27 protein-coding genes, 2 tRNA genes and 1 riboswitch are annotated in these 23,182 nt (G+C 72.6%); of the genes, 12 read left to right on the top strand and 17 right to left on the bottom strand.

The annotated features are described in order from the left end of the window. Positions 1 to 39: 39 nt before the first annotated feature. Together ACL03H_RS13890 and ACL03H_RS13885 are read right to left on the bottom strand one after the other, a co-directional pair. The gene (locus tag ACL03H_RS13890) at positions 40 to 249 is read right to left on the bottom strand and encodes a heavy-metal-associated domain-containing protein (RefSeq protein ID WP_412811620.1); all 210 of its coding nucleotides are present in this window, start codon (positions 247 to 249) and stop codon (positions 40 to 42) included. Positions 250 to 288: 39 nt separating this feature from the next. Further along, on the bottom strand, positions 289 to 570 hold the full coding sequence (locus tag ACL03H_RS13885; protein WP_412811642.1) for a metal-sensitive transcriptional regulator: 282 nt from the start codon (positions 568 to 570) through the stop codon (positions 289 to 291). 197 nt (positions 571 to 767) lie between these two features. Between ACL03H_RS13885 and ACL03H_RS13880 the strand changes: the two genes are divergently transcribed. Then, the gene (locus tag ACL03H_RS13880; RefSeq protein WP_412811619.1) at positions 768 to 1,214 is read left to right on the top strand and encodes a hypothetical protein; all 447 of its coding nucleotides are present in this window, start codon (positions 768 to 770) and stop codon (positions 1,212 to 1,214) included. Positions 1,215 to 1,371: 157 nt separating this feature from the next. Here ACL03H_RS13880 and ACL03H_RS13875 read toward each other — a convergent pair whose 3' ends face one another. Beyond that, the gene (locus tag ACL03H_RS13875) at positions 1,372 to 3,087 is read right to left on the bottom strand and encodes an alpha/beta hydrolase (RefSeq protein ID WP_412811618.1); all 1,716 of its coding nucleotides are present in this window, start codon (positions 3,085 to 3,087) and stop codon (positions 1,372 to 1,374) included. 181 nt (positions 3,088 to 3,268) lie between these two features. Here ACL03H_RS13875 and ACL03H_RS13870 point away from each other — a divergent pair, with 181 nt between their 5' ends. The 3 genes from ACL03H_RS13870 (at position 3,269) to ACL03H_RS13860 (ending at position 5,652) form a co-directional block, all read left to right on the top strand. Continuing rightward, a complete protein-coding gene (locus tag ACL03H_RS13870; RefSeq protein WP_412811617.1) occupies positions 3,269 to 3,679 on the top strand; it encodes a hypothetical protein in 411 nt (136 codons plus the stop codon). 117 nt (positions 3,680 to 3,796) lie between these two features. Further along, positions 3,797 to 5,005, top strand: coding sequence for a sensor histidine kinase (locus ACL03H_RS13865; protein ID WP_412811616.1), 1,209 nt, complete (start codon positions 3,797 to 3,799; stop codon positions 5,003 to 5,005). Then, a complete protein-coding gene (locus tag ACL03H_RS13860) occupies positions 5,002 to 5,652 on the top strand; it encodes a response regulator (protein WP_412811615.1) in 651 nt (216 codons plus the stop codon). The genes ACL03H_RS13865 and ACL03H_RS13860 overlap by 4 nt, the downstream gene beginning before the upstream one ends. Before the next feature lie 3 nt (positions 5,653 to 5,655). Here ACL03H_RS13860 and ACL03H_RS13855 read toward each other — a convergent pair whose 3' ends face one another. Further along, positions 5,656 to 6,150, bottom strand: coding sequence for an RDD family protein (locus tag ACL03H_RS13855; protein WP_412811614.1), 495 nt, complete (start codon positions 6,148 to 6,150; stop codon positions 5,656 to 5,658). Positions 6,151 to 6,312: 162 nt separating this feature from the next. After that, on the bottom strand, positions 6,313 to 6,810 hold the full coding sequence (locus ACL03H_RS13850) for an RDD family protein (protein ID WP_412811613.1): 498 nt from the start codon (positions 6,808 to 6,810) through the stop codon (positions 6,313 to 6,315). A 229-nt stretch (positions 6,811 to 7,039) separates the two neighbouring features. Between ACL03H_RS13850 and ACL03H_RS13845 the strand changes: the two genes are divergently transcribed. Continuing rightward, complete coding sequence (locus tag ACL03H_RS13845) at positions 7,040 to 7,222, top strand: hypothetical protein (RefSeq protein WP_412811612.1); 183 nt, start codon at positions 7,040 to 7,042, stop codon at positions 7,220 to 7,222. Positions 7,223 to 7,351: 129 nt separating this feature from the next. Further along, positions 7,352 to 7,924: a TetR/AcrR family transcriptional regulator gene (locus ACL03H_RS13840; RefSeq protein WP_412811611.1), complete on the top strand. Its 573-nt coding sequence runs from the start codon at positions 7,352 to 7,354 to the stop codon at positions 7,922 to 7,924. A 105-nt stretch (positions 7,925 to 8,029) separates the two neighbouring features. On the opposite strand, the gene ACL03H_RS13835 is transcribed toward ACL03H_RS13840, so the two are convergent. Genes ACL03H_RS13835 through ACL03H_RS13825 form a run of 3 tightly spaced genes read right to left on the bottom strand, consistent with a single transcriptional unit; the run spans position 8,030 to position 11,720 of the window. Beyond that, on the bottom strand, positions 8,030 to 10,165 hold the full coding sequence (locus ACL03H_RS13835; protein WP_412811610.1) for a xanthine dehydrogenase family protein molybdopterin-binding subunit: 2,136 nt from the start codon (positions 10,163 to 10,165) through the stop codon (positions 8,030 to 8,032). Continuing rightward, entirely contained in the window at positions 10,162 to 11,154 is a 993-nt protein-coding gene (locus ACL03H_RS13830) for an FAD binding domain-containing protein (protein ID WP_412811609.1), read from the bottom strand. Before ACL03H_RS13830 ends, ACL03H_RS13835 begins: the two co-directional genes overlap by 4 nt. Further along, positions 11,151 to 11,720 carry a 2Fe-2S iron-sulfur cluster-binding protein gene (locus ACL03H_RS13825; RefSeq protein WP_412811608.1) on the bottom strand — a complete coding sequence of 190 codons (570 nt, stop codon included), beginning with the start codon at positions 11,718 to 11,720 and terminating at the stop codon, positions 11,151 to 11,153. Before ACL03H_RS13825 ends, ACL03H_RS13830 begins: the two co-directional genes overlap by 4 nt. Before the next feature lie 379 nt (positions 11,721 to 12,099). Between ACL03H_RS13825 and ACL03H_RS13820 the strand changes: the two genes are divergently transcribed. Beyond that, positions 12,100 to 13,065, top strand: coding sequence for a quinone oxidoreductase family protein (locus ACL03H_RS13820; RefSeq protein ID WP_412811607.1), 966 nt, complete (start codon positions 12,100 to 12,102; stop codon positions 13,063 to 13,065). 184 nt (positions 13,066 to 13,249) lie between these two features. Here ACL03H_RS13820 and ACL03H_RS13815 read toward each other — a convergent pair. Then, positions 13,250 to 13,325: transfer RNA gene (locus ACL03H_RS13815), tRNA-Lys, on the bottom strand. A gap of 346 nt (positions 13,326 to 13,671) precedes the next feature. Here ACL03H_RS13815 and ACL03H_RS13810 point away from each other — a divergent pair. After that, on the top strand, positions 13,672 to 14,802 hold the full coding sequence (locus tag ACL03H_RS13810; RefSeq protein WP_412811606.1) for a L,D-transpeptidase: 1,131 nt from the start codon (positions 13,672 to 13,674) through the stop codon (positions 14,800 to 14,802). Positions 14,803 to 14,897: 95 nt separating this feature from the next. Here ACL03H_RS13810 and ACL03H_RS13805 read toward each other — a convergent pair. The 4 genes from ACL03H_RS13805 to ACL03H_RS13790 form a co-directional block, all read right to left on the bottom strand. Continuing rightward, positions 14,898 to 14,970: transfer RNA gene (locus ACL03H_RS13805), tRNA-His, on the bottom strand. A 97-nt stretch (positions 14,971 to 15,067) separates the two neighbouring features. After that, entirely contained in the window at positions 15,068 to 15,706 is a 639-nt protein-coding gene (orn, locus tag ACL03H_RS13800; protein ID WP_412811605.1) for an oligoribonuclease, read from the bottom strand. Between the two features lie 59 nt (positions 15,707 to 15,765). Continuing rightward, the gene (locus ACL03H_RS13795) at positions 15,766 to 17,445 is read right to left on the bottom strand and encodes an AMP-binding protein (RefSeq protein ID WP_412811641.1); all 1,680 of its coding nucleotides are present in this window, start codon (positions 17,443 to 17,445) and stop codon (positions 15,766 to 15,768) included. A gap of 72 nt (positions 17,446 to 17,517) precedes the next feature. Beyond that, the gene (locus ACL03H_RS13790; protein WP_412811604.1) at positions 17,518 to 17,733 is read right to left on the bottom strand and encodes a hypothetical protein; all 216 of its coding nucleotides are present in this window, start codon (positions 17,731 to 17,733) and stop codon (positions 17,518 to 17,520) included. A gap of 196 nt (positions 17,734 to 17,929) precedes the next feature. Here ACL03H_RS13790 and ACL03H_RS13785 point away from each other — a divergent pair, with 196 nt between their 5' ends. Then, positions 17,930 to 18,331 carry a hypothetical protein gene (locus tag ACL03H_RS13785; RefSeq protein WP_412811603.1) on the top strand — a complete coding sequence of 134 codons (402 nt, stop codon included), beginning with the start codon at positions 17,930 to 17,932 and terminating at the stop codon, positions 18,329 to 18,331. A 68-nt stretch (positions 18,332 to 18,399) separates the two neighbouring features. Here the strand turns inward: ACL03H_RS13785 and ACL03H_RS13780 are convergent, their stop codons facing one another. Further along, positions 18,400 to 19,128, bottom strand: a complete 729-nt coding sequence (locus ACL03H_RS13780; protein ID WP_412811602.1) for a hypothetical protein — start codon at positions 19,126 to 19,128, stop codon at positions 18,400 to 18,402. Between the two features lie 75 nt (positions 19,129 to 19,203). Further along, positions 19,204 to 19,473 carry a hypothetical protein gene (locus ACL03H_RS13775; protein ID WP_412811601.1) on the bottom strand — a complete coding sequence of 90 codons (270 nt, stop codon included), beginning with the start codon at positions 19,471 to 19,473 and terminating at the stop codon, positions 19,204 to 19,206. Between the two features lie 266 nt (positions 19,474 to 19,739). Here ACL03H_RS13775 and ACL03H_RS13770 point away from each other — a divergent pair, with 266 nt between their 5' ends. From ACL03H_RS13770 to ACL03H_RS13760, 3 genes are all read left to right on the top strand, one after another. Continuing rightward, positions 19,740 to 20,012, top strand: a complete 273-nt coding sequence (locus ACL03H_RS13770; protein ID WP_412811600.1) for a biotin attachment protein — start codon at positions 19,740 to 19,742, stop codon at positions 20,010 to 20,012. A gap of 42 nt (positions 20,013 to 20,054) precedes the next feature. Beyond that, positions 20,055 to 20,153: riboswitch (TPP riboswitch) on the top strand. After that, positions 20,147 to 20,980 (top strand): bifunctional hydroxymethylpyrimidine kinase/phosphomethylpyrimidine kinase, encoded by an 834-nt coding sequence (gene thiD / locus ACL03H_RS13765; RefSeq protein WP_412811599.1) that lies wholly within the window; start codon positions 20,147 to 20,149, stop codon positions 20,978 to 20,980. (Overlaps the previous riboswitch by 7 nt.) A 231-nt stretch (positions 20,981 to 21,211) precedes the next feature. Beyond that, positions 21,212 to 21,421: a hypothetical protein gene (locus ACL03H_RS13760; protein ID WP_412811598.1), complete on the top strand. Its 210-nt coding sequence runs from the start codon at positions 21,212 to 21,214 to the stop codon at positions 21,419 to 21,421. A gap of 19 nt (positions 21,422 to 21,440) precedes the next feature. Here ACL03H_RS13760 and ACL03H_RS13755 read toward each other — a convergent pair whose 3' ends face one another. Both ACL03H_RS13755 and ACL03H_RS13750 read right to left on the bottom strand, forming a co-directional pair. Further along, positions 21,441 to 22,577 carry a polysaccharide pyruvyl transferase family protein gene (locus ACL03H_RS13755; RefSeq protein ID WP_412811597.1) on the bottom strand — a complete coding sequence of 379 codons (1,137 nt, stop codon included), beginning with the start codon at positions 22,575 to 22,577 and terminating at the stop codon, positions 21,441 to 21,443. Positions 22,578 to 22,782: 205 nt separating this feature from the next. Then, entirely contained in the window at positions 22,783 to 23,175 is a 393-nt protein-coding gene (locus ACL03H_RS13750) for a hypothetical protein (RefSeq protein WP_412811596.1), read from the bottom strand. Positions 23,176 to 23,182: the final 7 nt, after the last annotated feature.

The raw sequence follows: 23,182 nt of genomic DNA, 5'->3' as shown, positions 1-23,182 counted from the left end.
ACCTGGGGCGGGAGCGGGAACGCCGCTCCCGCCGGGCTGTCAGGCCGGGACCAGCTGGTAGCCGGCCTCTTCGACCGCGCCGCGGACCGCGTCGTCGGACAGCGGCGCACTGCTGGTCACGGTGACCGAACCGGTTTCGAGGTTCACGGCGACGTCGGAGACGCCGGCGAGCTCGCTGATCTCCTCGGTCACCGAGCTCACGCAGTGGCCGCAGGTCATCCCGGTCACGGTGTAGGTCGACTGGCTCATGCACTTCCCCTTCTGCTGGTCGTGGTGCGGTGGAACCGGTCAGGAGCGCACGAGGCGCGCGATCGCGGCGGCAGCCTCGGCCACCTTCTCGTCGGCGGCCTCTCCGCCCTCGGCCAGCGCCTCGGCCACGCAGTGCTTGAGGTGGTCGTCGAGCAACCCCAGCGCGACCGATTGCAGCGCTTTGGTGGTGGCGCTGATCTGGGTGAGCACGTCGATGCAGTACTTGTCGTCCTCGATCATCTTCGCCAGGCCCCGGACCTGTCCTTCGACGCGGCGCAGCCGCTTGGCGTACTGCTCCTTGTCCTGCGCGTAGCCGTGCATGGATTCCTCCTCGGTCCGGGCCACCGGTCCCACCACCGCCAGATATACCCTCGGGGGGTATGCCTGTCAACTGTGGCTCGGACCCGGGATGCCGGTGTGGCGCAAGGTGAATCGGTGACGCGCGAGGTGCTCGCCCCCTCCCGTTCGGGGGCGTGCCCGGGGGAGGTTCCCGTCGCCACCGCCGCAGGATCACCCGGATGGATGCCAGTGCACCGCACCTTGAGGATCACCGCGCCCCCGCTGTTCACCGCTTGGGTGGCGGCCTGGTCGTCGTCAACGTGGCGCTCGCGGCCATCGGCGAGACCTTCGACCACGGCCACGACGAGCGCGCTCTCGTGGTCTCCGCGTTCTGCCTGACCTACGCGCTGATGCGGAATCCCGGAGGCTCGCCGACCGCTTCGGCGGTGTCCGTGGTGGAACTGGCCGATCGCGGGTGGCGGGCTCGACGTCTCGGGCTCGGGCACGGCGATCCTTCCGCTGGAGGAGTTCGCGGAGGGCATCCGCGGGTCCGCACCACGACAACACCCCTCCTCGTCCTGATCCGTCCGTCAAGTTCCGGAGTGAACGGCCTGTTCGTCCAATCCCGTGGGACGAACGGGCCGTTCACTCGAGCTCGCCATCTCCGGTGCGGCTCCCGGTTCTGAAGTGAACGGCCCGTTTGCCCAAGCCTGTGGGACGAACGGGCCGTTCGCTCGAACAGCTCCCCGGTTGCGAGTTGTGGGCGCGGTGTGCGCCGTGTCGGGTGAACGGACCGTTCGTCCGGAACCGTTGGGCGAACGGTCCGTTCACCGGGAAGGCGGGTCAGGGGGTGGGGGTGAGGCCGATGAGTTGTTGGAGGGCGTGGCGGAGGGCCGGCTGGTCCGGGCCGGCGGGGGTCGCCGGGAACGGGCTCGGCTCCGAGGTCACCGGGCCCTCGACCGGGAACACCTGCTGCTCGCCCGGCAGCGGCACTCCGGGGCACGTCGCGTCGCCGGGCCGGGAACCGCGCAGCAGGAAGACGTTCACCATGCCGTCCACGCACGGGTTGCCCGCCAACGCGTACTGCCCGTGCGCGGGGGAGTCGTCCACCGAGACCAGGCTCACCCCGGGAGCCGCGTCCACCGCCGCTCGTCCCTGCTCGTAGGCGGTCTGCGGATCGAACTCGCCCTGGACGACGAGCACCTTGTCCGCGACTTCCGGTGGCAGCAGCGGCAGTTCCTGGCGCGGAGCGTCCGACCAGTACCCGCAGGGCTCACCGAGCCCGTACGCCCAGCCGAACAGCGGCAGCTCCGGGCCCTGGCGGTCGCTGAGCTTCCGGTACCACTGCGCGGAGCGGGTCTCCTGGTCACCGCAGGCCACGGCGAACCGGGTCCCGGCGAGCGGCTGGTAGTCCTCGGCCAGACCGGCCGCGACGCGCTGCGCGGTGAGGTCCGCGAGGGGGACGCCGAAGCGGGCCGTCGCCTGCTCGTCGAGCAGGTCGTCCAGCTCGGCGGAGCCCGTCGGTTCCGGGGTCTCGCCGTGCATCTCGTTGATGCCCGCCACGAACACCGCGGTCGCGAGCATCCACCTGAGCTCGCCGCCCGCGCCGACGAACAGCGCGTCGAAGTTGTCCGGTGCGACGCCCGCCGAGGCGTAGAGCGCGCGCACCTCTTCCCAGGTGCGCCGGGCCGAGTCGGTGTCGGGGCCGACTAGTTCGGGGAACTGCCGGGTGGTCCACGGCAGGTAGACCTCGTCGAACCAGCGCTGGCCGATGCGCGGGAAGTCCTCGAAGGCGGCCAGCAGGCGGCCCTGCCAGTTCAGGTTGGAATCGAGGATCATTCGCCCCGTCCGCTCCGGGAACAGCGAGGCGTACTTGGCGCCCAGCCAGGTTCCGTAGGAATAGCCGAGGTAGTTGAGCTGCTCCTCGCCGAGCAGCGCGCGGACCAGGTCCATGTCGTGCGCGGTCTGCCAAGTGGTGATGTACGGGGTGAGGGCGTTGCTCTGGCAGGCCTCGGCGTAGGCGCGCGGGACCTTCTGGTGCTCGGCGATGCTGGCGGCGGAGCGGTCCCGGGCGTCGAGCGGACCCTGCGGTAATCGGTCCAGCGGCACCTGGCAGAGCAGGCCCTGCTGCTCCGGCGCGGTCGAACCTTCCTGGCCGGTACCGCGCGGGTCCATGCCGATGAGGTCGTAGCCGCCGTGCAGTTCCGGTTCCAGCCCGGCGATCAGCCCGGCCATCGAGCTGCCCTGCCCGCCCGGCCCGCCCGGGTTGAGCAGCAGCGATCCCTGCCGCTCACCGTCGGCGCGAACCCTGCTGATCGAGACCTCGAGCTCGGGACCGGCCTCCGGGGTCGACCAGTCGCGGGGCACGGTCACCACGGCGCACTCGGCGGGCAACGAGCCCTCGCCCGGTTCGAACGGGCAGGGGCCCCAGGTCAGCTGCTGCTGGGCGTACTTCGGCGGGACGGCGGGCTCAGCCGCCGCGATGCCCGGCAAACCGGCCACCGCGAGTCCCGCGCAGGCGGCGGCGAGCACCGCCCGCGTCGTCGTGGAATTGCGCATCGAACCTCCTCGGAAAACGTGATCGGCTCGATTGTTCGCGCGGTTGTTTCGCGTTTTAATTGGTCTCGCGCATGAAAGAAAAACGTCTGTCTAGTCCGTGAGTACGAACCTTCTGGCCGAAAGTACGAAATGCTCCGGTAAAGCTTGATCCGGTTTTTCCGCGCCGCTATCTTTTCCGGACATGACCACTCCGAACGTGCAGACCCCGTCCGTCCCGTCCACGATCAACGGCGCCGCGCTCGCCTACCTGGCCTCGGCGATCGTCCCGCTGGTGTGGGGGCTGATCGTCCTCTCGTCCGGGGGCATGCCCCCGACTCCCGGCGTGAGTCCGCAGGTGGCTCAGACGTTCCTCGTCGCATCGGTCGCCATGTCGGTGATCTCGTTGCTGGTGTACCTGTGGCTGTCCTGGAAGCTGCGGGCCGGGCGGAACTGGGCGCGGATCGTGCTCGCGGTGTTCGCCGTGCTGCACCTGTCCGTCCTGTTCGGACCCGCGGACGCGGAGAGCTACATCGGTCTCGGGCTGGCCCTGCTGGGCCTGGTCCTGAGCTTCCTGCCGGCCTCGAGCCGCTACATCGCGGACGTGACCCGCTGATCGGAACCTGGTCGCTGCGTTAAGGTCGCTTGCCCTCAACGGTCTCGCCGCAGCGGCGGGACCACCCGAACGCCCACCGCGGCCGCCATTCGAACACGACTCCCAGAGGTACTGATCATGAGCAGTCCGTGGTTCTTCGGGCCGCCTGCCCGGCGCGGGCTGTTCGCGGTGGAGGTCGTCGCCCTGGTGCTGGCCTTCCTCGTCGATTCGGTGTCGGTGGTGCGGCTGGGCACGGGCAATCCCACCGGGGCGATGCTGGTGCCGCCCAGCGGCAGCGTCGCCGCCCTGCTGGCCGTGCTGCGGCGGCGCTTCCCGGCCCACGTGGGCCAGCTCGCCGCCGCGGCCATCGCCCTGAGCCTGCTCGCCACCGGGATCGGCGAAGCGCTCACCGCGGTCGGGCTCGACCCGGGGTTGCTGCCCGCGGGGGCCGAGGTCCTCGGTCTCTCGCTGCTGGCCGGCGCGTGCTGTCGCCGGCTCCGCCCGCGTTCGGCCGTGCTGGTGGCGGTGTGCACCGCGATCGCGCTGGTGCCCGCCTCGCTGGTGCGGTACGAGGGCGCCCCGCGCACGGTGATCGCGGTGGTGGCGGCCCTGTGCTGGGGCATCGCGCTGGCGATCGGCCTGGTGCTGCGCGACGCCGACAACCGCAGGCGCCACGACCTCGCCGAGGTCCGCACCGGCGAGCGGTTGCGGCTGGCCCGCGAGCTGCACGACCTGGTCGCCTTCCACGTGAGCGGGATCGTGGTCCGCACCAACGCGGCCCGCGCCATCGCGAGCAACCCGCGTGCCGAGAAGGAGGACCCGCTCGACGTCTACGCCGAGATCGAAGACGCCGGGTCCGAAGCGCTCGCGGCGATGCGCAGGCTCGTCGGTATGCTCCGCACCGACGAGGACGATTCCCTCCCGCACGGCACCGGATTCGGCGAAGCGGTGCGCCGGGCGGCGAGTGGTCACGCGGAGGTGGAGCTCGACGTGGACGTCGACGAGACCCCGGTGCACCCGGAGCTGGCCACCACGGCGCACCGGATCGTGCTGGAGGCGTTGACCAACGCGCGCAAGCACTCCCCGGAGGCGACCGAGACCCGCGTGTCCGGGCGCCGCGAGGGCGAGGAGATCGTGCTCGTCGTGGACAACGACAACGTGCCGCCGGTCTCACCGGACCGCACGGGCTCCGGCTACGGCCTGGTCGGCATGGCCGAACGGGTGCGGGCGGTCGGCGGGGCCGTGCGGGCCGGTCCCGAGCCGGGGCGGAGGTGGCGGGTCACCGCCCGGTTCCCCGCCGCCCGCTCGCAGCAGCCCGGCGGCCCCGGTCAGGGAGACATCCGGTGACGATTCGCGTTCTCATCGCCGACGACCAGACGCTGGTGCGCACCGGATTCCGGTTGATCCTCAGCGCCGAACCGGATCTGGAGGTCGTGGGCGAGGCCGCGGACGGCGAGGCCGCGGTGAGCATGGCCCGGCGGCTGCGCCCGGACGTCACGCTGATGGACATCCAGATGCCGAAGGTCGACGGTCTGCAGGCGACGCGGCTGCTCGCGGGCCCGGACGTGGCGGATCCGCTCAAGGTCGTGGTGGTCACCACCTACGACGTCGACGAGAACGTCTACGCCGCGCTGCTGGCCGGGGCGCGCGGTTTCCTGCTCAAGGACGCGGGGTCTTCGCTGCTCATCAACGCCGTGCACGCGGCGGCCGATGGCGAGTCGATGATCTCGCCCTCGGTGACCACGCGGTTGCTGTCGCACTTCACCAAGCCGCAGCGGAAGCGGTTGACCCGCGCCGACACCCCGCTGACCGAGCGCGAGCTGGACACCGTGCTGTCGGTGGCGCGCGGGGCGACGAACGCCGAGATCGCTGCCTCGCTGCACGTCTCGCTGTCCACGGTGAAGTCCCACCTGGCGAGCGCCCAGCAGAAGCTCCAGGTCCGCAACCGCACCGAGATCGCGATCTGGGCCTGGCAGCACGGCCTCGTCGGCTGAGGATCAGGGGGCGGTCAACGCCACCCGGGTGCGGGCCACGACGTCGCCGACGCGCTGGTGCCGCGGGGTCGCGATGATCATCACGATGCCGACGAGTCCGAAGAACAGCCAGTCGACCACCACCAGCAGCCACCGCGCGTGGTACTGCCCTAGCCGGGGCGGTTCGCCGTCCAGGCCGACGACGCGCAGCCCCAGCCACCGCATCGCCACGGTGCTGCCGCCCCGACGGGAGGGCAGCCACACGTGCCACCACCAGTTCAGCGCCATCGTCAGGGCCAGGCCGCAGCTGGTCGCGGTGAGCAGCGCGGGGAACAGCGCGGCTCCGAGCCGCGCGAGCAGCAGGCCGACGGCCAGGGCCGATCCCACCAGCACCACGCCGAGCAGGGCGACCAGCACGGCGTCCAGGGCGATCTGCCCGAACCGGCGGGCGAGGTAGGAGGTCGTCGCGGGAGCGCGCTCGACCGAGCCCCGGTCGGGGTGGTTCGCGAGTGGCACCATGCGCTCTCCCGAAGGCTTCGGCGGACGGGCCGATGCTACGCGGCGGCGAATTCCGTTGCGGCTGGGCGGTTTTCCGGGCCTCCGGCTGCGCCGGACGGCGTAACCCGAGGCCCGGACCCTGCCTCGGCCCGGGCGGACCGGTCGCCGCGCCGCGCGGCCCGGTCAGCCGACGTCGGTCCGGGCCACCCTGGTGCGGGCCACGACATCGCCGAGGCGCTGGTGCTGCGGGGTCGCGACGATCAGAACGATGCCGACCAAGCCGAAGAACAGGCTGTCGGCAGCGGAGAGGATCCAGCGCGCGTGGTGCTGGCCGAGGCTCGCGGGTTGGCCGTCGAGGCTGACGATGCGCAGCTTGAGCCAGCCCATCGAGAACGTGCTGCCGCCCCGTCGGTAGGGCACCCACACGTGCCACCACCAGGTGATCGGCATGATGAGCGTCAGGAAGATCCCGAACCCGATGCTCATCGCGAGCGTGCCGTCCACGCCCGACATGATCAGGAAGACCCCGAGCAGCAGGCTGATCGGCAGCAGCACGAACGTGGTCAGCGCGATCAGCGCCGCGTCCAGCAGGATCTGGCCGAAGCGCTTGCGGAAGTACGTCGTCCCGTCGTTCGCGCCCGTGGCGGGCTCCTCCTGCTGCTCCACGCCGGTCGGCACCATGCTCTCTCCCCGCAGCGTCGGACGGTGCGCCAGATGGTACTCCGGCCCGCGCCCGGCAGCGCAAGGGCCGATCTGTTGTCCACAAAGGACTAATCGGTTCGTACTTTCGGCCCATGCCGGGGCGCGGATCTCCACCGCTGGCCCGATGTTCGCGGCACCGCGGCGGAGCAGCATGGGTGAGGTCAACGAGATCGCGCCGCACCGGCGCCCGAGTGGAACGGAATCCCCCATGATCCGCAGGACCCTGCTGTGCGCCTTCCTCCTCCTCGTCGTCTCGATCTCCGTGCTCCCCAACCTCGTCGACGGCAGTCCGTGGGCGGTGGCGGACTACGTCACCGCCGCCGCGATGGTCGCCGCCTTCGTCCTCTTCGGCGTCGAGGTGGTGCGCTCCTTCTCCCGCCGCGAGAGCTGAGCCGTCCGGACGCTCCAGGCGCGGGGCGGCAGGGCTTAAGGTGGTGGGCTCGGCCTCCGGCGGGGCTCGCCTCGGTTCGCCTCCCGGACGGCGTGATCGACGCGGTTCCGCCACCGGAGGAGGCTCAGCATGGGCAGGGAGTCCGGACGCCCGTTGCGGTCCGACGCCCGGCGGAACCGCGACAAGATCCTCTGCGCGGCGCTGCGGATGTTCGGCGAACGGGGTCTGAACGTCCACCTCGACCACATCGCGAAGGAGGCGGGAGTCGGCGCCGGCACGCTCTACCGGAACTTCCCGACCCGGGAGGAGCTCATCGAGGCCGCCTACCGGCACGAGCTGACCACGCTGTGCGAGTCGGTCCCGCGGCTGCGGGCCAGGTTGCCGCCGCAGCAAGCCCTGCGGGAGTGGATGATCGGGTTCCTCGACTACGCCACGGCGAAGATGGGCCTGGCCGACGCGCTGCGCTCCGTCGTCGACTGGGACCGGGTGCCTTCCTGCGAGAGCAGGGAGATGCTGCTCGACTCGATCACCCCGCTGCTGACCAACGGGGCCGAGGCCGGAGTGATCCGCGCGGACGTCCCACCCGAGGACCTGCTGGTGGCCCTGATGGGCATCGCCCTCGCCACCGGCCGCGCGGAGCAGCGCGACCAAGCCGAACGCCTGCTGGACCTGCTCTTCGGCGGTCTCCTGGTCCGCCGATGAGCTCCGTCGGATCCCGGCCCCGGGCCAGTCGCACGGCGCGGTCGCCCCGTCGGGGCGGCGAGCGCGCCGTGCGGACCGGACCCGGGTCTCCGTCCGCGCGGAGGCTCAGCCAGCGGCGCTGAGCACTCGGTCGAGGCTGATCGGGAGGTCGCGGTGGCGCACGCCGGTCGCGTGCCACACCGCGTTCGCGATCGCCGCCGCCGTGCCGACGATGCCGATCTCGCCGATGCCCTTCACCCCCGAGGGGTTGTCCTCGTCCGGATCGTCCACCCAACTCACCTCGATCTCGGGGACGTCGGCGTGCGAGGCGATGTGGTACCCGGCGAGGTTCGCGTTCGCCTGCCTGCCCGATTCCTCCCGCACGCCCTCCTCGTGCAGCGCCATCGACAGGCCCATGGTCATCCCGCCGACGAACTGGCTGCGCGCGGTCAGCGGGTTGACGATCCGCCCGACCGCGAACGTGCCCAGCAGCCGCCGCACCCGCACCTCACCGGTGGCCACGTCGACCGCGACCTCCGCGAACTGCGCGCTGAACGAGTGCCGTTCCAGCTTCGCGCGGGCGCGCACCAGCTCGGTGGTGTCCGCCCGCGCGGTCACCGGCAGCGGCTTCCCGGCCGCCAGCTCCTCGCGCAACGAGCGCGCCGCCTCGATGATCGCGAACGACCAGGACTCGGTGCCGCGCGAGCCCCCGGCGAGGAAGGCCGGACCGAAGTCGCTGTCGGCGATCTCGATCCGCACGGCCTCCAGCGGGGCGTCCAGGGCCTCGGCGGCGACCTGGGCGAGCGCGGTGCGCGCCCCGGTGCCGATGTCGGCGGCGGTGATGCGCACCGCGAAACCGCCGTCGGCTTCCGCCGTGATCGCGGCGGTCGAGGGCATCGGCCCGGCGCCGAAGGACCCGGCGGCCATCCCGGTCCCCAGCAGCCAGCGCCCGTCCCGACGACCGCCGGGGCTCGGATCCCGGTCCGCCCAGCCGAACCGGCTCGCGCCCTGCTCCAGGCAGTCCACCAGCCTGCGGCTGCTGAACGGGAGCCCCGAGGCCGGGCCCGCCTCCGGCTCGTTGCGCAGCCGCAGCCGCACCGGGTCCATCCCGAGCTCCGCGGCCAGCTCGTCCACCGCCGACTCCAGGGCGAACGAGCCCGGAGCCGCCCCGGGTGCGCGCATCCAGCCCGGGGAGGGGAGGTTCAACGGCACCACCCGGGTGCGGGTGCGGATCGCGTTGGCGGCGTACATCACGCCGGTCAGCTCGGTGCCGAGCTCCACGAACTCCTTGATGGTCGAGGTGAACGAGCACGACTCGTGGTCGACCGCGCGCAGCGCGCCGTCGGCGTCGGCCGCCAGCCGCACCCGATGCTCGGTGGCCGGGCGCAACGAGGTGATCGCGAAGACCTGCGGGCGGGTCAGCGCCACCCGCACCGGACGCCGCAGCAGCGTCGCCGCCATCACCGCGAACACCAGCTGCGGTCCGGCGGCCTTGGAGCCGAAGCCGCCGCCGACGTGCTCGGCCCGCACCCGCACCGAGGCCAGGTCCAGACCGAACAGCGTCGCCACGATCCGCGCGACCTGGTAGGAACCCTGGTTCGAGTCGACGATCTCCAGTCGACCGTTCTCCCAGCGGGCCATCGACGCGTGCGGTTCCATCGCCGAGTGGTGCTCCTCCGGCGTGGTGTAGGTCGCCCGCACCACCGCCGCGGCCGCCGCGGCCTCGGCGTCCACGTCGCCCTTGTCGATCGTGCCCGCGCTCTCCGGCGCGTACCCGGCGGGGTGGTCGCCCCGGAACCCGGAGTCGTGCGACTCCTGCTCGTAGGTGACCTGGAGGGCGTCCGCCGCGGCGCGGGCCTGCTCCGGCGTCTTCGCCACCACCATCGCCACCGGGTGCCCGACGTAGCGCACCCGGTCGTCCTGCAGCAGCTGCAGCCCGGGGTCCGGGCCGAAGACCCCCGCTCCGGGCTCCAGCCGGGGCGCGTTGCCGTGGTGCAGCACGGCGAGCACGCCCGGCATCTCCAGCACCTCGGCCTCGCCGATCGAGGCGATCCGCCCGTGCGCGATGGTCGAGAGCACCAGCGAACCGTGCGCGAGCTCGTCGATCGGGAAGTCGGCGGCGTAGCGGGCCTCCCCGGTGACCTTGGCGCGCCCCTCGATGCGCGGGCGGGCCGTGCCGACCGCTCCAGTGTCGGACGGAGTCGCGGTGTCGGCCGCGCTGAGCCGGGAGTTGCTCGCGGGCCGGGGGTTGGTCGTGGTCATCGGGCGGCCTCCTCGGCGAGTTCGGTCAGCGCGGACACCACCAGGTTCCGGATCAGCGGGACCTTGTAGCCGTTGCGCGGCAGCGGCGTCGCGGCCGCGAGCTCGGCGTCGGCGGCCGCCGCGAACGCCTCGGCGGTGGCAGGTCCGCCGAGCAGCGCCCGCTCGGCGGTGCGCGCGCGCCACGGGCGGTTCGCGACCGCGCCGAACGCGAGGCGAACCTCGGTGATCGTGCCCTCGCGCAGCTCCAGCGCGGCGGCCAGCGAGCCGTTCGCGAAGGCGTAGGAGGCGCGCTCCCGCACCTTCCGGTACCGGGAGTGCGCGGCCACCGGCGCGGCGGGCAGTGAGACGCCGGTGATCAGCGCCCCGGGGGGCAACGCCACGTCCGCGTGCGGGCGGTCCCCGACCGAGCGGTGGAACTCGGCGAAGGGAAGTTCGCCCGAAGTCTCGGCGGTCTCGTAGGACACCACCGCGTCGAAGGCCGCCAGCGCCACCGCCATGTCCGAGGGGCTGGTGGCGGCGCAGTGCTGGGACCAGTCGAAGATCGCGTGGTTGTGGTGGTCCCCGGTGATCGCCGGGCACCCGCTGCCGGGCTCCCGCTTGTTGCAGGGCTGGGTGAGGTCGGCGAAGTATCCGCAGCGGGTGCGCTGCAGCAGGTTCCCGCCGACGGTCGCGACGTTGCGCAGCTGCCCCGAGGCGCCCGCGAGCACGGCCTGCGCGAGCGCGGGGTAGCGGCGGCGGACCTCGGGGTGGGCGGCGAGTTCGCTGTTGGTGACGGTGGCGCCGATCCGCAGCCCGCCGTCCTCGGCGACCTCGATGCGGTCCAGCGGCAGCCCGCGCACGTCGACCAGCCGGGTCGGGGCCTCCACGCCGACCTTCATCAGGTCCACCAGGTTCGTCCCGCCGCCGAGGAAGCGCGCCTCCGGTTCGGCGGCCAGCAGCGCGGTGGCGGAGCGGACGTCGGCGGCCCGCTCGTACTCGAACTCCTTCACGCCGAGGCCTCCGTTCCGCTGCTGGTGACGGTCTGCTCGGCCTCGCGCATGGTGGCGGCCTGCGCGACCGCCCGCACGATCGAGTTGTAGGCGCCGCAGCGGCACAGGTTGCCGCTCATCCGCTCGCGGATCTCCGCCGCGTCCAGGCCGGGCGCCCCGGCCTCCGGCCGGACGTCCTCGGTGGCCGCGCTCGGCCAGCCCGCGGCGTGCTCCTCGATGACGGCCACGGCCGAGCAGATCTGACCCGGCGTGCAGTACCCGCACTGGTAGCCGTCGAAGTCCAGGAACGCCTGCTGCACCGGGTGCAGCCGGTCCTCGTCGGCGAGTCCTTCGACGGTGGTGACCTCGGCGCCGTCGTTGGCGACCGCGAGCTGCAGGCAGGACACGGCGCGCTTGCCGTCGAGCAGCACCGTGCAGGCGCCGCACTGGCCCTGGTCGCAGCCCTTCTTGGTGCCCACCAGGTCGAGCCCCTCGCGGAGCGCGTCGAGCAGGGTGGTGCGGTTGTCGACCGCGAGGGAACGGTTCTCGCCGTTCACCCGCAGCGAGATGGTGCTGTGGTGGGGCATCGGTTGTCTCCGGTTCCGGGAGGAACGGGCGTGGGAACGCGCTCCGCGCGGTGGCTCCGGCGCGGAAGCGGCCGCCCGCGACGGCGCGGTCCGGGTGGCAGCGGAGGACGTCCCCCGCTCGGCCGGACCGACTCCGACAAGAGCGGCAGACGGGATCAACGCCGCGCGGCTCCGATTCGTTCCCGGGGCTCGCCGATGCGTTCGATCGGGTGGTGCTCGGGGAGTGCGCACCGGCTCGGCGGGTATCCGTGGCGCGGGAAGGTTTCCCGGCCGCTGGGCGTTCCGGACGCACGACCGCCGGTGATCATCGCGGCCCCACCCGGGGCGGTGGCGCGGAGCAGGCGGCGGCGAACCCAGTTGCGAGTACCAGGAGGTGACCGTGAAGGCTGCGGTGTACTACGAGAACGGCGGTCCGGAGGTCCTGCGCTACGAGGACGTCCCCGATCCCGAGCCCGGTGCCGGGGAGGCGCTGCTGCGCGTCGCGGCCGTCGGGGTGCAGGGCGGTGACGCGCTGCACCGGCTGCTCGCCCCGCCGCCGGCCCGTCCGCACGTGGTCGGCTACCAGGCGGCGGGCACCATCGCCGCGGTCGGGCCCGGTGGTGCGCTGCGCGAGGGGCAGCGGGTGGTGGCGTTCATGCCCGCCGGCTCGCACGCGGAGCTCGCCGTGGTGCGCGAGCGCGACGTCTACCCGGTGCCCGACGAGCTGGACCTGCGGCTCGCCGCCGGGATCCCCGTCGAGTTCGGCACCGCCGACGACTGCCTGTTCGAGTTCGGCCGGTTGCAGGCGGGGCAATCGGTCCTCGTGCAGGCCGCGGCGGGCGGCGTGGGCCTGGCCGCCGTGCAGCTGGCCAAGGCCGCCGGAGCCACCGTGCTCGGCACCGCCTCGAACCCGGAGAAGCTCGCCCGCCTCGGTGATTTCGGCGTCGACCACCTGATCGACTACCGGCGGGAGGACGTCGTCGAGCGGGTCCGCGAGCACACGGGCGGGCGCGGCGTCGACCTCGTGGTCGACCCGGTCGGGGGCAGCACGCTGGAGACGAGCGTGGCCGCGCTGGCCTACCGGGGCCGGATCAGCTGGGTCGGCCAGGCCGGGCGGGAGTCGACCCCGCCCAGGCTGGACGCGCTGATGTTCAAGAACGCCTCGCTCAACGGGGTGTACTTCGGCGGCGAGATGGAGCACGACCCGGCCCGCACCCGCGCCCTCGTGGAGGGCCTCATCGCCCGCGTCGCGGCGGGGGAGCTCACCGTCGTGCTGGACCGCGAGTTCCCGCTGTCCGAGGCCGCCGAGGCGCATCGCCGCGTCGAGAGCCGCGACGCTTTCGGCCGCGTCCTGCTCATCCCCTGAGCGAGCGCTGCGGTGCCCCGAGCGCGAGGACCGGGGCACCGCAGCCGCACGATCCGAACCAGTACCCGGTCCGATGGTTTTTCGGCGGGAACTGGAAGACTCCAACGGGCAAACCGACGAAGTTGGCAATTAATTGGCAACCGGGCCTGGCAAAGAAAAACCCCAGGCCGATGGCCTGGGGTTTTGGTGCGCCAACAGGGACTCGAACCCCGAACCCGCTGATTAAGAGTCAGCTGCTCTGCCAGTTGAGCTATTGGCGCTCGGTGTCTTCCAGGTTTTCGGTCCGTGCCGTCTCCCTGGCGACGAAAAGAACTTTAGCACGCGGTTCGAGCCCTCGAATCGGGGGGTGCCGTTCGGGTCCGGCGGGCCGGTTCTTGCCGGTCGGGCGGGTCGGGGCAACCAGCGGGTGGGGTGGCGCGTCCTGCGGGGTGGAGGTCCGCGGTTGACCCTTCGTGCACGGCCAGTCCTAAGACACACGGTCAGGGGTCTGATGCACACTGGTCTCAGGCGGATGTGGGGATCGGATCGAACGGACAGTCACGGATGAAGCTGTGTCTTAACTCTGTCGGGAGAGTTGCTGGGCGGACCTCGCGTGCGTGGTCGGTCGTGGCCGTCGCGCTGGTCGGGCTGCTGGCCGTCGGATGTGGTGGGCCGGAGGTCGCGGAGCAGGCGGCACCGCCGCCTGCTCCCTCGGTCCGCTTCGACCCGGCCGCGGGCGCACCGCCGGTCTCGCCGACCGCGCCGGTGACCGCGACGGCGGTCGACGGCACCATCACCAACGCGGTGCTGACCAACCAGGACGGCAAGCAGGTCGCCAACGAGATCGGCCCGGACGGGCGGAGCTGGTCGGTCGCCGAGCCGCTGGGCTACGGCAAGACCTACACCGCCGTGCTCACCGTGCAGGGCGCGTCGGGCGACCCGGTGACCCAGGAGTCCACCTTCACCACGGTCGACCCCGAGCACCAGACCTACGTGTCGATGAACCCGCTCGACGGGCAGACCGTCGGGGTCGGGCAGCCGCTGGCCTTCTACTTCTCCGAGGACGCCCCGGCGCCCGACAAGGCGAAGGCCGAGGAGGCGATCCGGATCCGGACCGAGCCCGCGGTGGAGGGCGCGTTCTACTGGTTCGACGATCGCGAGGTGCACTGGCGCCCGCAGGAGTACTGGCAGCCCGGCACCACGATCAACGTGACCGCGGACGTCTACGGCAAGGACCTCGGCAACGGGTCCTGGGGCGAGGAGAACCGCTCGGCCGAGATCACCATCGGTGACGCCGTGGTGCTGCACGCCGACGGCGCCAGTCACCAGATGTCGGTCAAGGTCAACGGGGTCACCCAGCGCACGATGCCGGTCTCGCTGGGCAAGCCGGAGTGGCCGTCGAACAACGGGGTGCACGTGGTCACCGAGCACCACCGCAAGAAGATCATGGACTCCTCCAGCTACGGGCTCGACATCGACGACGGCGGCTATCGCACCGAGGTCGAGTGGGCGGTGCGCATCTCCAACGGCGGCGAGTTCCTGCACGCGGCGCCCTGGTCGGTGGCCCAGCAGGGCAGCAGCAACGTCAGCCACGGCTGCATCAACATGAGCGACGCCAACGCGCGGTACGTCTACAACCTGCTGAAGAAGGGCGACGTCGTGGAGATCACCAACTCCGGTGGCCCGAAGCTGCGGTCCTGGGACGGTTTCGGCGACTGGCAGGTCCCGTGGGACGAATGGGTCGCGGGCAACCGCTGATCCGCGCGGCGGCGCCCCGAACGGGGTGCCGCCGCTGAATTCCCCACCGAACGGAAAAGGCCCGCTCCGAACATCGGAGCGGGCCTTTTCCGCGGGGTGAGTGACGGGATTCGAACCCGCGACTCCTGGGACCACAACCCAGTGCTCTACCTACTGAGCTACACCCACCGCAGCTCCGATCCGCCGGTAATCCCGCCGTCCGGAGCAACACGAACACTCTAGCGTGCGCCGCCGGAGCGCTCGCCACCGGGCCGTGCTGCGGGGGTCAGCCCTGGTCGTAGGCGCGGTCGGTGCCGCCCTGGCCGTCAGCGCCGAGCAGCTCGGCCGCCACGGCCTGCGCCTGCTCGCTGCTCGGTCCCGGGTGCGGGACGAACGCCGTGCGGCGGTAGTACGCCAGTTCCCGGATCGACTCCCGCACGTCGGCCAGCGCGCGGTGCGCGAGGCCCTTCTCCGGCTGCGCGTAGTAGATCCGCGGGAACCAGCGCCGGCACAGCTCCTTGACGGAGGACACGTCCACCATCCGGTAGTGCAGGTGGGCGTCCAGGGTCGGCATGTCGCGGGCGATGAAGCCGCGGTCGGTGGCGATGGAGTTGCCCGCCAGCGGCGCCGAGACGCTGTCCGGGACGTGCTCCCGGATGTAGTCCAGCACGCGCTCCTCGGCCTCGGCGGTGGTCACGGCGGAGCGGCGCACCTCCTCGGTCAGCCCGGAGCGCGCGTGCATGTCGCGCACCACCTCGGGCATCCCGGCCAGCACCTCGTCCGAGGCGTGGATCACGATGTCCACGCCGTCCCCGATGATGTTCAGGTCGGCATCCGTGACCAGGGCCGCGATCTCGATCAAGGCGTCCGAGCCGAGGTCGAGCCCGGTCATTTCGCAGTCGATCCACACTAGACGGTCGTTCACCTCACCGAGCCTAACGCGGTGCGGCGCGACGCCGGGACCGCACCGGTGTCGCGGCCGCGTCACCGTTCGGTCTCGGCGTCCTCCGGTTCCCCGCGCAACCGGGCGGGCACGACCTTGCCGGTGGCGTTGCGCGGGAGCTCGTCGAGGAAGGTGACGTCGCGGGGCAGCGCGAACCGCGGCAGCGCGGGCCGCACCCGCTCCCGCACGGCCTCGGAGTCGAGCTCGGCGCCCTCGTCGAGCACCACGTACGCGGACAGCCGCTGTCCGAACTCCGCGTCGTCGACGCCGATCACGGCGACCTCGGCGACTTCGGGCAGCGCGGCGATGGCGTCCTCGGTCTCCTTCGGGTACACGTTCTCGCCCCCCGAGACGATCATGTCGTCCTCGCGGCCGACCACCTGCAACCGGCCGGCCTCGTCGATCCTGCCCAGGTCGCCGGTGCCGAGCATCCCGCCGAGCACCTCCTTGGCGTCGCCTCCGGTGTAGCCCTCGAAGAGCATGTCGTTGCGGACGAAGATCCGCCCGGTGCTCCCCTCGGGAACCGGTTCGCCTGCCTCGTCGAGGATCCGCACCTCCGTGCCGCGCGGCGGTCGGCCGGCGGTGCCGGGGGAGTCGGCGAGTTCCCGCGGGGTGGCGATGCTGACCCAGGACGCCTCGGTGGAGCCGTAGAAGTTGTAGAGCACTTCGCCGAAGGACCGCTGGAACCGGGTCGCCAGGTCCGCGGGCAGCGCGGATCCGCTGGCCGCGACGATGCGCAGCGAGGAGGTGTCGTAGGGCCGCCGCGCTTCCGGTGGCAGGTCGAGGATGCGCTGCAACATCACCGGGACCACGAACATCGCGGTCGCCCGGTGCCGCTGCACCGCCGCCAGCGCCTGCTGCGGTTCGAACTTGCGGCGCAGCACCAGGGTCGCGCCGATCGCGGAGCCGAGCTGGAACGCGGCCAGGCCCCAGGTGTGGAAGATCGGTGCGGCCAGCAGGATCCGCTCCCCGGCGCGCAGCGGCATCCGCGACATGATCGTCGCTGCCGGGCCGACGCCGGGCGGGGCGGGCCTGCGGGCGCCCTTCGGCGTGCCGGTGGTGCCGGAGGTGAGCACGATGAGCCGCGCGTGCCGGGGCCTGCGGGGCAGCGGGCCCGCGGTCGAGCTGCCGATGAGGTGCTCCAGCGTGGGGCGGCGGGTGGTGCCCTCGGTCCAGGCGAGCACCACGTCGACGTCCGGGTCCGGGAGCTCGTCGAGGAATTCGACATCGGCGACCAGCAGGTCCGCCTGCTGCTCGGCGAGCACGGTCCGCACCTGCTGCGGGCGCAGGCCGGTGTTGAGCAGCACCACGTCCACGCCGAGCTTGCCGCACGCCACGATGGTCTCGACGAGCCCGTGGTGGTTGCGGCAGAGCACCGCGACCCGGCTGCTGCCGCGGACGCCGCGCTGGCGCAGGCCGCGGGCGAGCCGGGTGGTGCGCTGGTCGAGTTCGAGGAAGCTCAGCGCCCCGCGCTCGTCGATCACGGCGGGCCGGTCCGGGTGCCGGATGGCGGCCACGGCGTACCCGAGCGCGGGCGTCACGCCCCAGTGCCGCCAGGCGCGCGCGATGCGCAGCAGCTTGTCCGGCCGCATCGGGCGGACGACGCCCTGGCGGGCGAGCAGCCACAGCGTCCCCGCGCTGGAGCGGAGGGATCCCGTCCCGGGCCGCTCGGTCGCGCCCGCCACCGCGCGCCGCGTCCGTTCCGCCGACCGCCGCCACATCCCCACGCGTCCTCCTCCGGTTTAACTACTCATCAGTAGATAATGCCTCGGGGAACGGCGGAGGGGAAGGGTTCAGCGTTCCGGAACGACCCGCCCCGGTGTGGCGGCGGAGACCACGGCGTCCCGGAGCGCCGCCCGCAGCCGGCCCGCCTCCAATGGTGCCAGCACCGCGGTCTCCCCGGGCGGGGCGACGAGCACCACGTTGCCCTGGTTCACGTAGACCCCGACCTGGCGCCGCCTGCCCGCGACGTCCCGGCAACTGATCTCCCACTGCTCGCCGTCGATCATGCGAACTCCTCCCTAGGCGCGGAGCGCGTCCGTCCCCGCGCCCCTCGGTGTGAGATGCCTCAGGGTCACCGATGTGACGGATGTTCGCATGATTAATCGTGGAATTTTTTGGCGCGACGGAGATCAGGTATCGAGGACTCTGTCAAGCGGCCGAACGTGGGTCGGGCGGCCGGCGTGCGCCTGGGACACTGCGATCATGGCTGGTTACGACGCGCTGCTGTGGCGCGCGCTGCACCGGGTGCTGCTGGTGCTCGCGATCGGGGTCCTCGGGCTGCTGCTCGGGCTCGGGCACGCCCCGACCCGGACGGATTCCCTGCTGGGAGCGCTCGTGGTGGCGCTGGTCGTGCTGCCGGTCGCGGTCGCGGTGCGGCGGATGACGCCGGTGGCCAGGAGCAACCTCCGGCAGGTGCCGCGGCACCGGCCGCTGATGGCGGTGACGGCCGGGTTGCTGGGGCTCGTCCTGCTGCTGGTGACCTGGTGGACCGTGCGCAACGCCGTGCTGCCGGGTTCGCTTTCGCCGTTGGCCCTGGCGTTGGTCGGCGTCGTGCTCGCGGCCGCCGCGGCGCTGCTGCACCGGGCGCCCCGGCGCCGGAGGTGATCCGGGGCCGAGAACGACGAAGCCGCTGCCCTCGGGGGAGGAGCAGCGGCTCGGTGCGCGAGGAGGCCTCAGACGGAGCGGAGGACGAGCCCGGTCGGCTCGGCGGTGAAGGTCAGCGCGCCCTCGAACGCGGCGATCGGCAGCTCGTCGCGGACCAGCCGGTGCGGCGCGTCGACCGTCTCGACCCGGACCTCGCCCGCGGCGAAGGTCTGCTCGGCGAAGTCGGGTCCGGCCAGCCGGACCTCCAGGCGCTGTTCCCGCAGGGTGACCGCGACGGAACCACCGGGGACCGAGAGCGGCTCACCGTCGGCGGTGACGACCAGGCTGCCCTCGCCGTCCGCTTCGGGCCGGACCGCCACGTGCGAGAGCGCGACGTCGCGCGCGCCCTCGGCGCCGGTGACGCCGATGACGTCCCGGGAGGAGTCGCCCGACTCGCCGGCGCTGGGGACCAGCAGCGGGGCGCGCAGCTTGGCGGCCAACCGGTGCGGCTGCCAGGAACCGGAGCCGATCAGGTTCACCACCGAGCTGATCTCGGTGCCGGCGAGCAACCGCTCGCTGCCCACCGCCGGGGTGATCTCGATGGCCGCGGCGCCGCGCTCCTCCAGCAGCTCGCGCAGCGCCTTGGCGCGCAGCCTGCTGTTGCGGTCGAACCCGCGGGTGATCGCAACGGCTCCGGACGCGCCGCCTCGCGCCGCCGCGTCGGCGAGACCGGCCAGGGGGGCCCAGACCTGCGCCGGATCCGGCCGGGACGAGCGGCGGGAACGGGTGGGTCGGGGGGCGTCGGCAGTGGTGTCCATTGCATCAACTCTAATCCGCCACCGAGGGTCGCCTCACCAGGTGATCACCCGTCAGCGGTGTGACATCGCTCGCCCTCAGGCGTCCCAGGTGGTGACCACGAGATCCCGATCGAGGGCCAGCTGTTCCTCGACCTGGTGCTCGCACTCGGCGCAACGCTGCGTGATGCGACGGCTCGACGGCTCCTTGCTCGCGGGCCAGGTCTCGTGCGGGAGCTTGATCGTTTTCGAGCAGAGCGCGGAGACGGGGTCGCCGGCGGGTCTGGCACCGGGGCGCACCGTGATCGCGTGCCGGACGCGCTGGCCCGCGCCGACGATCCACCACACGTGCTCTTGATCGGGGAACACTGCCGTCCCACCCCCATGCCTTTCAGGACGCCCGCCGCGCGGGGCCGCCCGGCTTCGGTCCGTTGGCCGGATCTCGAACTCTAGACGGACGAGCCCCCGCCCACGTTGCATTCGCGGGGGCGGCCGATTCCCCGGCCGCGCGGCTCCGAGCGGGTTGCCGGGACTGTTCAGCCGTACGGTCTCGCCCCGGCGCTGCTGGCGAGCTGCGCCGCTCGCAGCAGGTCCGGGAGCGGAAGGTTCACTTGTGGTGAGAAGGATCACCGCCCATGCTGGGCCCTTCGCCGCGCCGGACGCTGGAGGGGAACGCCGTGACGGACCTGCACTTCCCCCGCCCGCGCGCGGACCCGCACGAGCCGGGGGAGCTGCTCCGCTGGCTGGCGGCCGACGGGGAGCGGGTGCGCGGCGGGGAAGCGGTCGCGGAGGTCCGGGCTGACGGCCGGACCCGGGCGGTGCTGGCTCCCGCCTCGGGCACCCTCTGGTGGCAGGGCCGGGCGGGCGAGCGGTTCACCCCGGGCTCGATCATCGGCCTGGTCGAGTGAGTCGGGGCCGCTGGCCGCGGCGGAGCTGGTTGCTAGGTTGGGAGCAGTGACGCGGGGTGCCCGGCGAGCGGCCGGGCTGAGAGCAGACCCGTCGAACCTGACCTAGTTCGTGCTAGCGGAGGGACGTCACCGACGTGACCGTTCGTGCTGCCCGCCCCGAGCAATCCGGGCGGATCCCCAACGTCCTGAGCATCGCCGGCACCGACCCCAGCGGTGGTGCCGGGATCCAGGCCGACCTCAAGTCCTTCTCCGCCAACGGCGCCTACGGCACGGCCGTGGCGACCGCCCTGGTGGCGCAGACCACCACCGGCGTCGCCGAGGTGCGGGAGGTGCCGCCGGAGTTCGTGACCGCCCAGCTGAACACCTTGCTCGACGACGTGCGGGTGGACGCGGTCAAGATCGGGATGCTGGCGAACGCCGGGGTCATCCGCGCGGTGGTCGCGGCGCTGGACCGCTACGCCCCGCCGCACGTGGTGCTGGACCCGGTGATGGTGGCCAAGAGCGGGCACCGGCTGCTGGCCGACGAGGCGGTCGCGGTGCTGCGCGACGAGTTGCTGCCCCGCGTCGACCTGATCACCCCGAACCTGCCGGAGGCGGCGGACCTGCTCGGTGAGCCCGAGGTCGCGGACTCCGCCGGGATGGCGGCGCAGGCCGAACGACTGGCGGGGCTGGGGGCGCGGCGGGTGCTGCTCAAGGGCGGGCACCTGCGGGAGCCGAGCAGCGTCGACCTGTTCCGCGGTGACGGCGGCGTCGAGTTGCTGCGCCGGGAGCGGGTCGAGACGACCAGCGATCACGGCACCGGGTGCACGCTCTCGGCGGCGGTGGCCGCGCTGCGCCCGCGCTCGCCGGACTGGATCTCGGCGGTGCGGGAGGCCAAGACCTACCTGACCGAGGCCCTGCGGGCGGCGGAGCGGCTCGACGTGGGACGGGGGCACGGGCCCGTGCACCACTTCCACCGCTGGTGGTGAGGCGCCGGATCGGGTTGTGCCGCAGCGGGTTCCGGGGTTCTCAAGATCAACTATTGGGCTCCGGTCCCGCCGCGATGACCACCTGCTGAGACGACTCGAAGATCGTGATCAGGAGCACTTTCGGGTGGTGTTAACGAACACCCTCCGCCGCGACGATGAGGTCCACGACACGTTCGTTCGGCGTGCTCGGTCGTGGGGCGGCGGCGTCCCACCGCGCGGGGTTCGGTGGCCTTGACTACGGGAATTTCCATTCTGATCATGCTGGCGGGGATGCTGGTGCCGGTGCTGGCGGCCGCCCCCTTCTACATCGCGGACCGCAGGCGCGAAGCGGCCGCCGCGCAGGCCGATGCCGAGGCCGAACAACCGGTGGCCGAGATCCACGTGCTGCACCCGGAGGCTCCGAGCCGGCAGCTTCCGGAGGAGGGCCGGGCGGCGGCCTGAGCCGCCGCCCGTTCCGGGCTCAGTCGCCGTAGATCGACCAGGCCAGCTTCGACTTGGCCTCCTGCAGCGCGGTGAGCGTGGACTGCTCGTAGCCGCCCTCCGTCGGGGACGGCGGCACCTGCAGCCCCTCGCTGAGCCCCCAGCCGGAACCGCGCTGGATCAACGACCGGTGCTTGTTCGTGTAGTACCCGGAGTTGATCGACACGGCCACCCCGTGCGCCCCCGCCGCGGCGGCCATCAGGTGCATGTGGAACCGGGTCGACAGCCAGCGCTGCCCCGCCTTGGCGGGCAGGCCTTGGTCCATGATCTCGGAGAAGGCGTAGAAGCGGGAACCGGGCAGGTCGTGCTCCACGAGCGCGAAGACCTCCCGGTCCACCCGCGGGATCCCCTCGACGATCCCGACCTGTTCGGGACGCACGTCCCACGAGCGCAGGGTGTCCAGCAGGAATCCGGCCAGCGCGGGCACCGTCACGTCCAGCAGGTCCGACTGCAGGCAGATCATCACCTCCGGCGCGTCGTCGTCGGAGGAGTACAGGTCCGGCTCGATGCCGAAGAACATGTCGTCCCCGGTGGCGGTGAGCTGGCCGGCGGAGCTGAGCAGCTCGGCCGAGGGCTCGTCCCGCACGTCGATCAGCTCGAACTGCGAGGCCAGGTTCCGCACGAGCGGCCGCGCCTCCTCCGGCGTCGGCCACAGGCCCATCCCCGTCAGCACGGCGCGCCCGCCGGAGCGGCGCGCGGCGGCGACCGCGCCCGCCAGCAGGCCGTAGTGCCGCGGCCAGATCCCGTTGACGAACCCACCGCCGATGATGTGCACCAGGTCGGCGCGGGCGGCCAGCTCGATCCCCGCGAGCCAGTGCGGCGCCAGCCCCGGGTTGATCATGGCGTGCTGCACGAACGACGCCACGTCCCAGGGCTCGTCGGAGGGCGCGGACCAGCACAGCCGCCAGAGCGTGTCGGTGAACCGCACGTGCGGGTGCAGGTGCCCGAGCAGCACCTCGCTGGGACCGGGGTTCGGGCAGTCCAGCCACACCTCGCTGTCCGGGGCGACCTGGGCGAGGTACTTCAGCCACGTCGCGGCGATCAGCTCGTCACCGTAGTTCGGGTTCCCGGTCGTGCCGACCAGGTACAGGGTGGGTGATGTTGCGGAACTGGTCACTGGAGCTCTCCACCGGTCGGGGTCGCGGCTGCGCGCGCAGGCGCCGAACCTAACAACACGGTGCGCGCCACCCGGCCCGGAGGCATCCCGGCCGCCCGCGGTGGCGCGTTCGGAGTCCCCGGCCCTGCTCCGGTCGGCCCCCTGGACGAACGACGGCGGCGGCGCCCCGGGAGATCCGGTTGCGCCGCCGCCGTTGGTGCTTCGGTCAGTTCTGCTCGTGCAGCTGGGTGCGGAGCCGTTCGATGCGGTCGCGGGTGCGGCGGAACTTCGCCGCGTGGTGCTCCTCGAACAGCGCCGTCGGCAGGGTGCTGACGGTGACCCCGAGCTCGGGCTCGGCGCGGGCCGGCTGCTCGCCCTCGTCGCCGATGGCCTGCCGCGGGATCGCGGCGGGTTCCGGCCGGGCCTCGGCGGCGGGGGCCTCCGGTGCCGGTTGCTGCGGGGCGGGGCGGGCGGCGGCGGGCTGCGCGGGGCGCAGCGCGTGCTTGCCGGTGGGCGGGGCGTCGGCGTGCGCGCGCAGGCGCGCCCGCCGCAGGATCGGCCAGAAGACCAGGGCGGCCACCACGGCGCCGCCCGCGAAGGAGATGACGATCAGGTCCACGTGCTCG

The sequence above is a fragment of the Saccharopolyspora antibiotica genome, from assembly GCF_047200635.1.
Lineage (GTDB): Bacteria > Actinomycetota > Actinomycetes > Mycobacteriales > Pseudonocardiaceae > Saccharopolyspora_C.
This window is presented reverse-complemented; position numbering and strand designations above follow the sequence as displayed.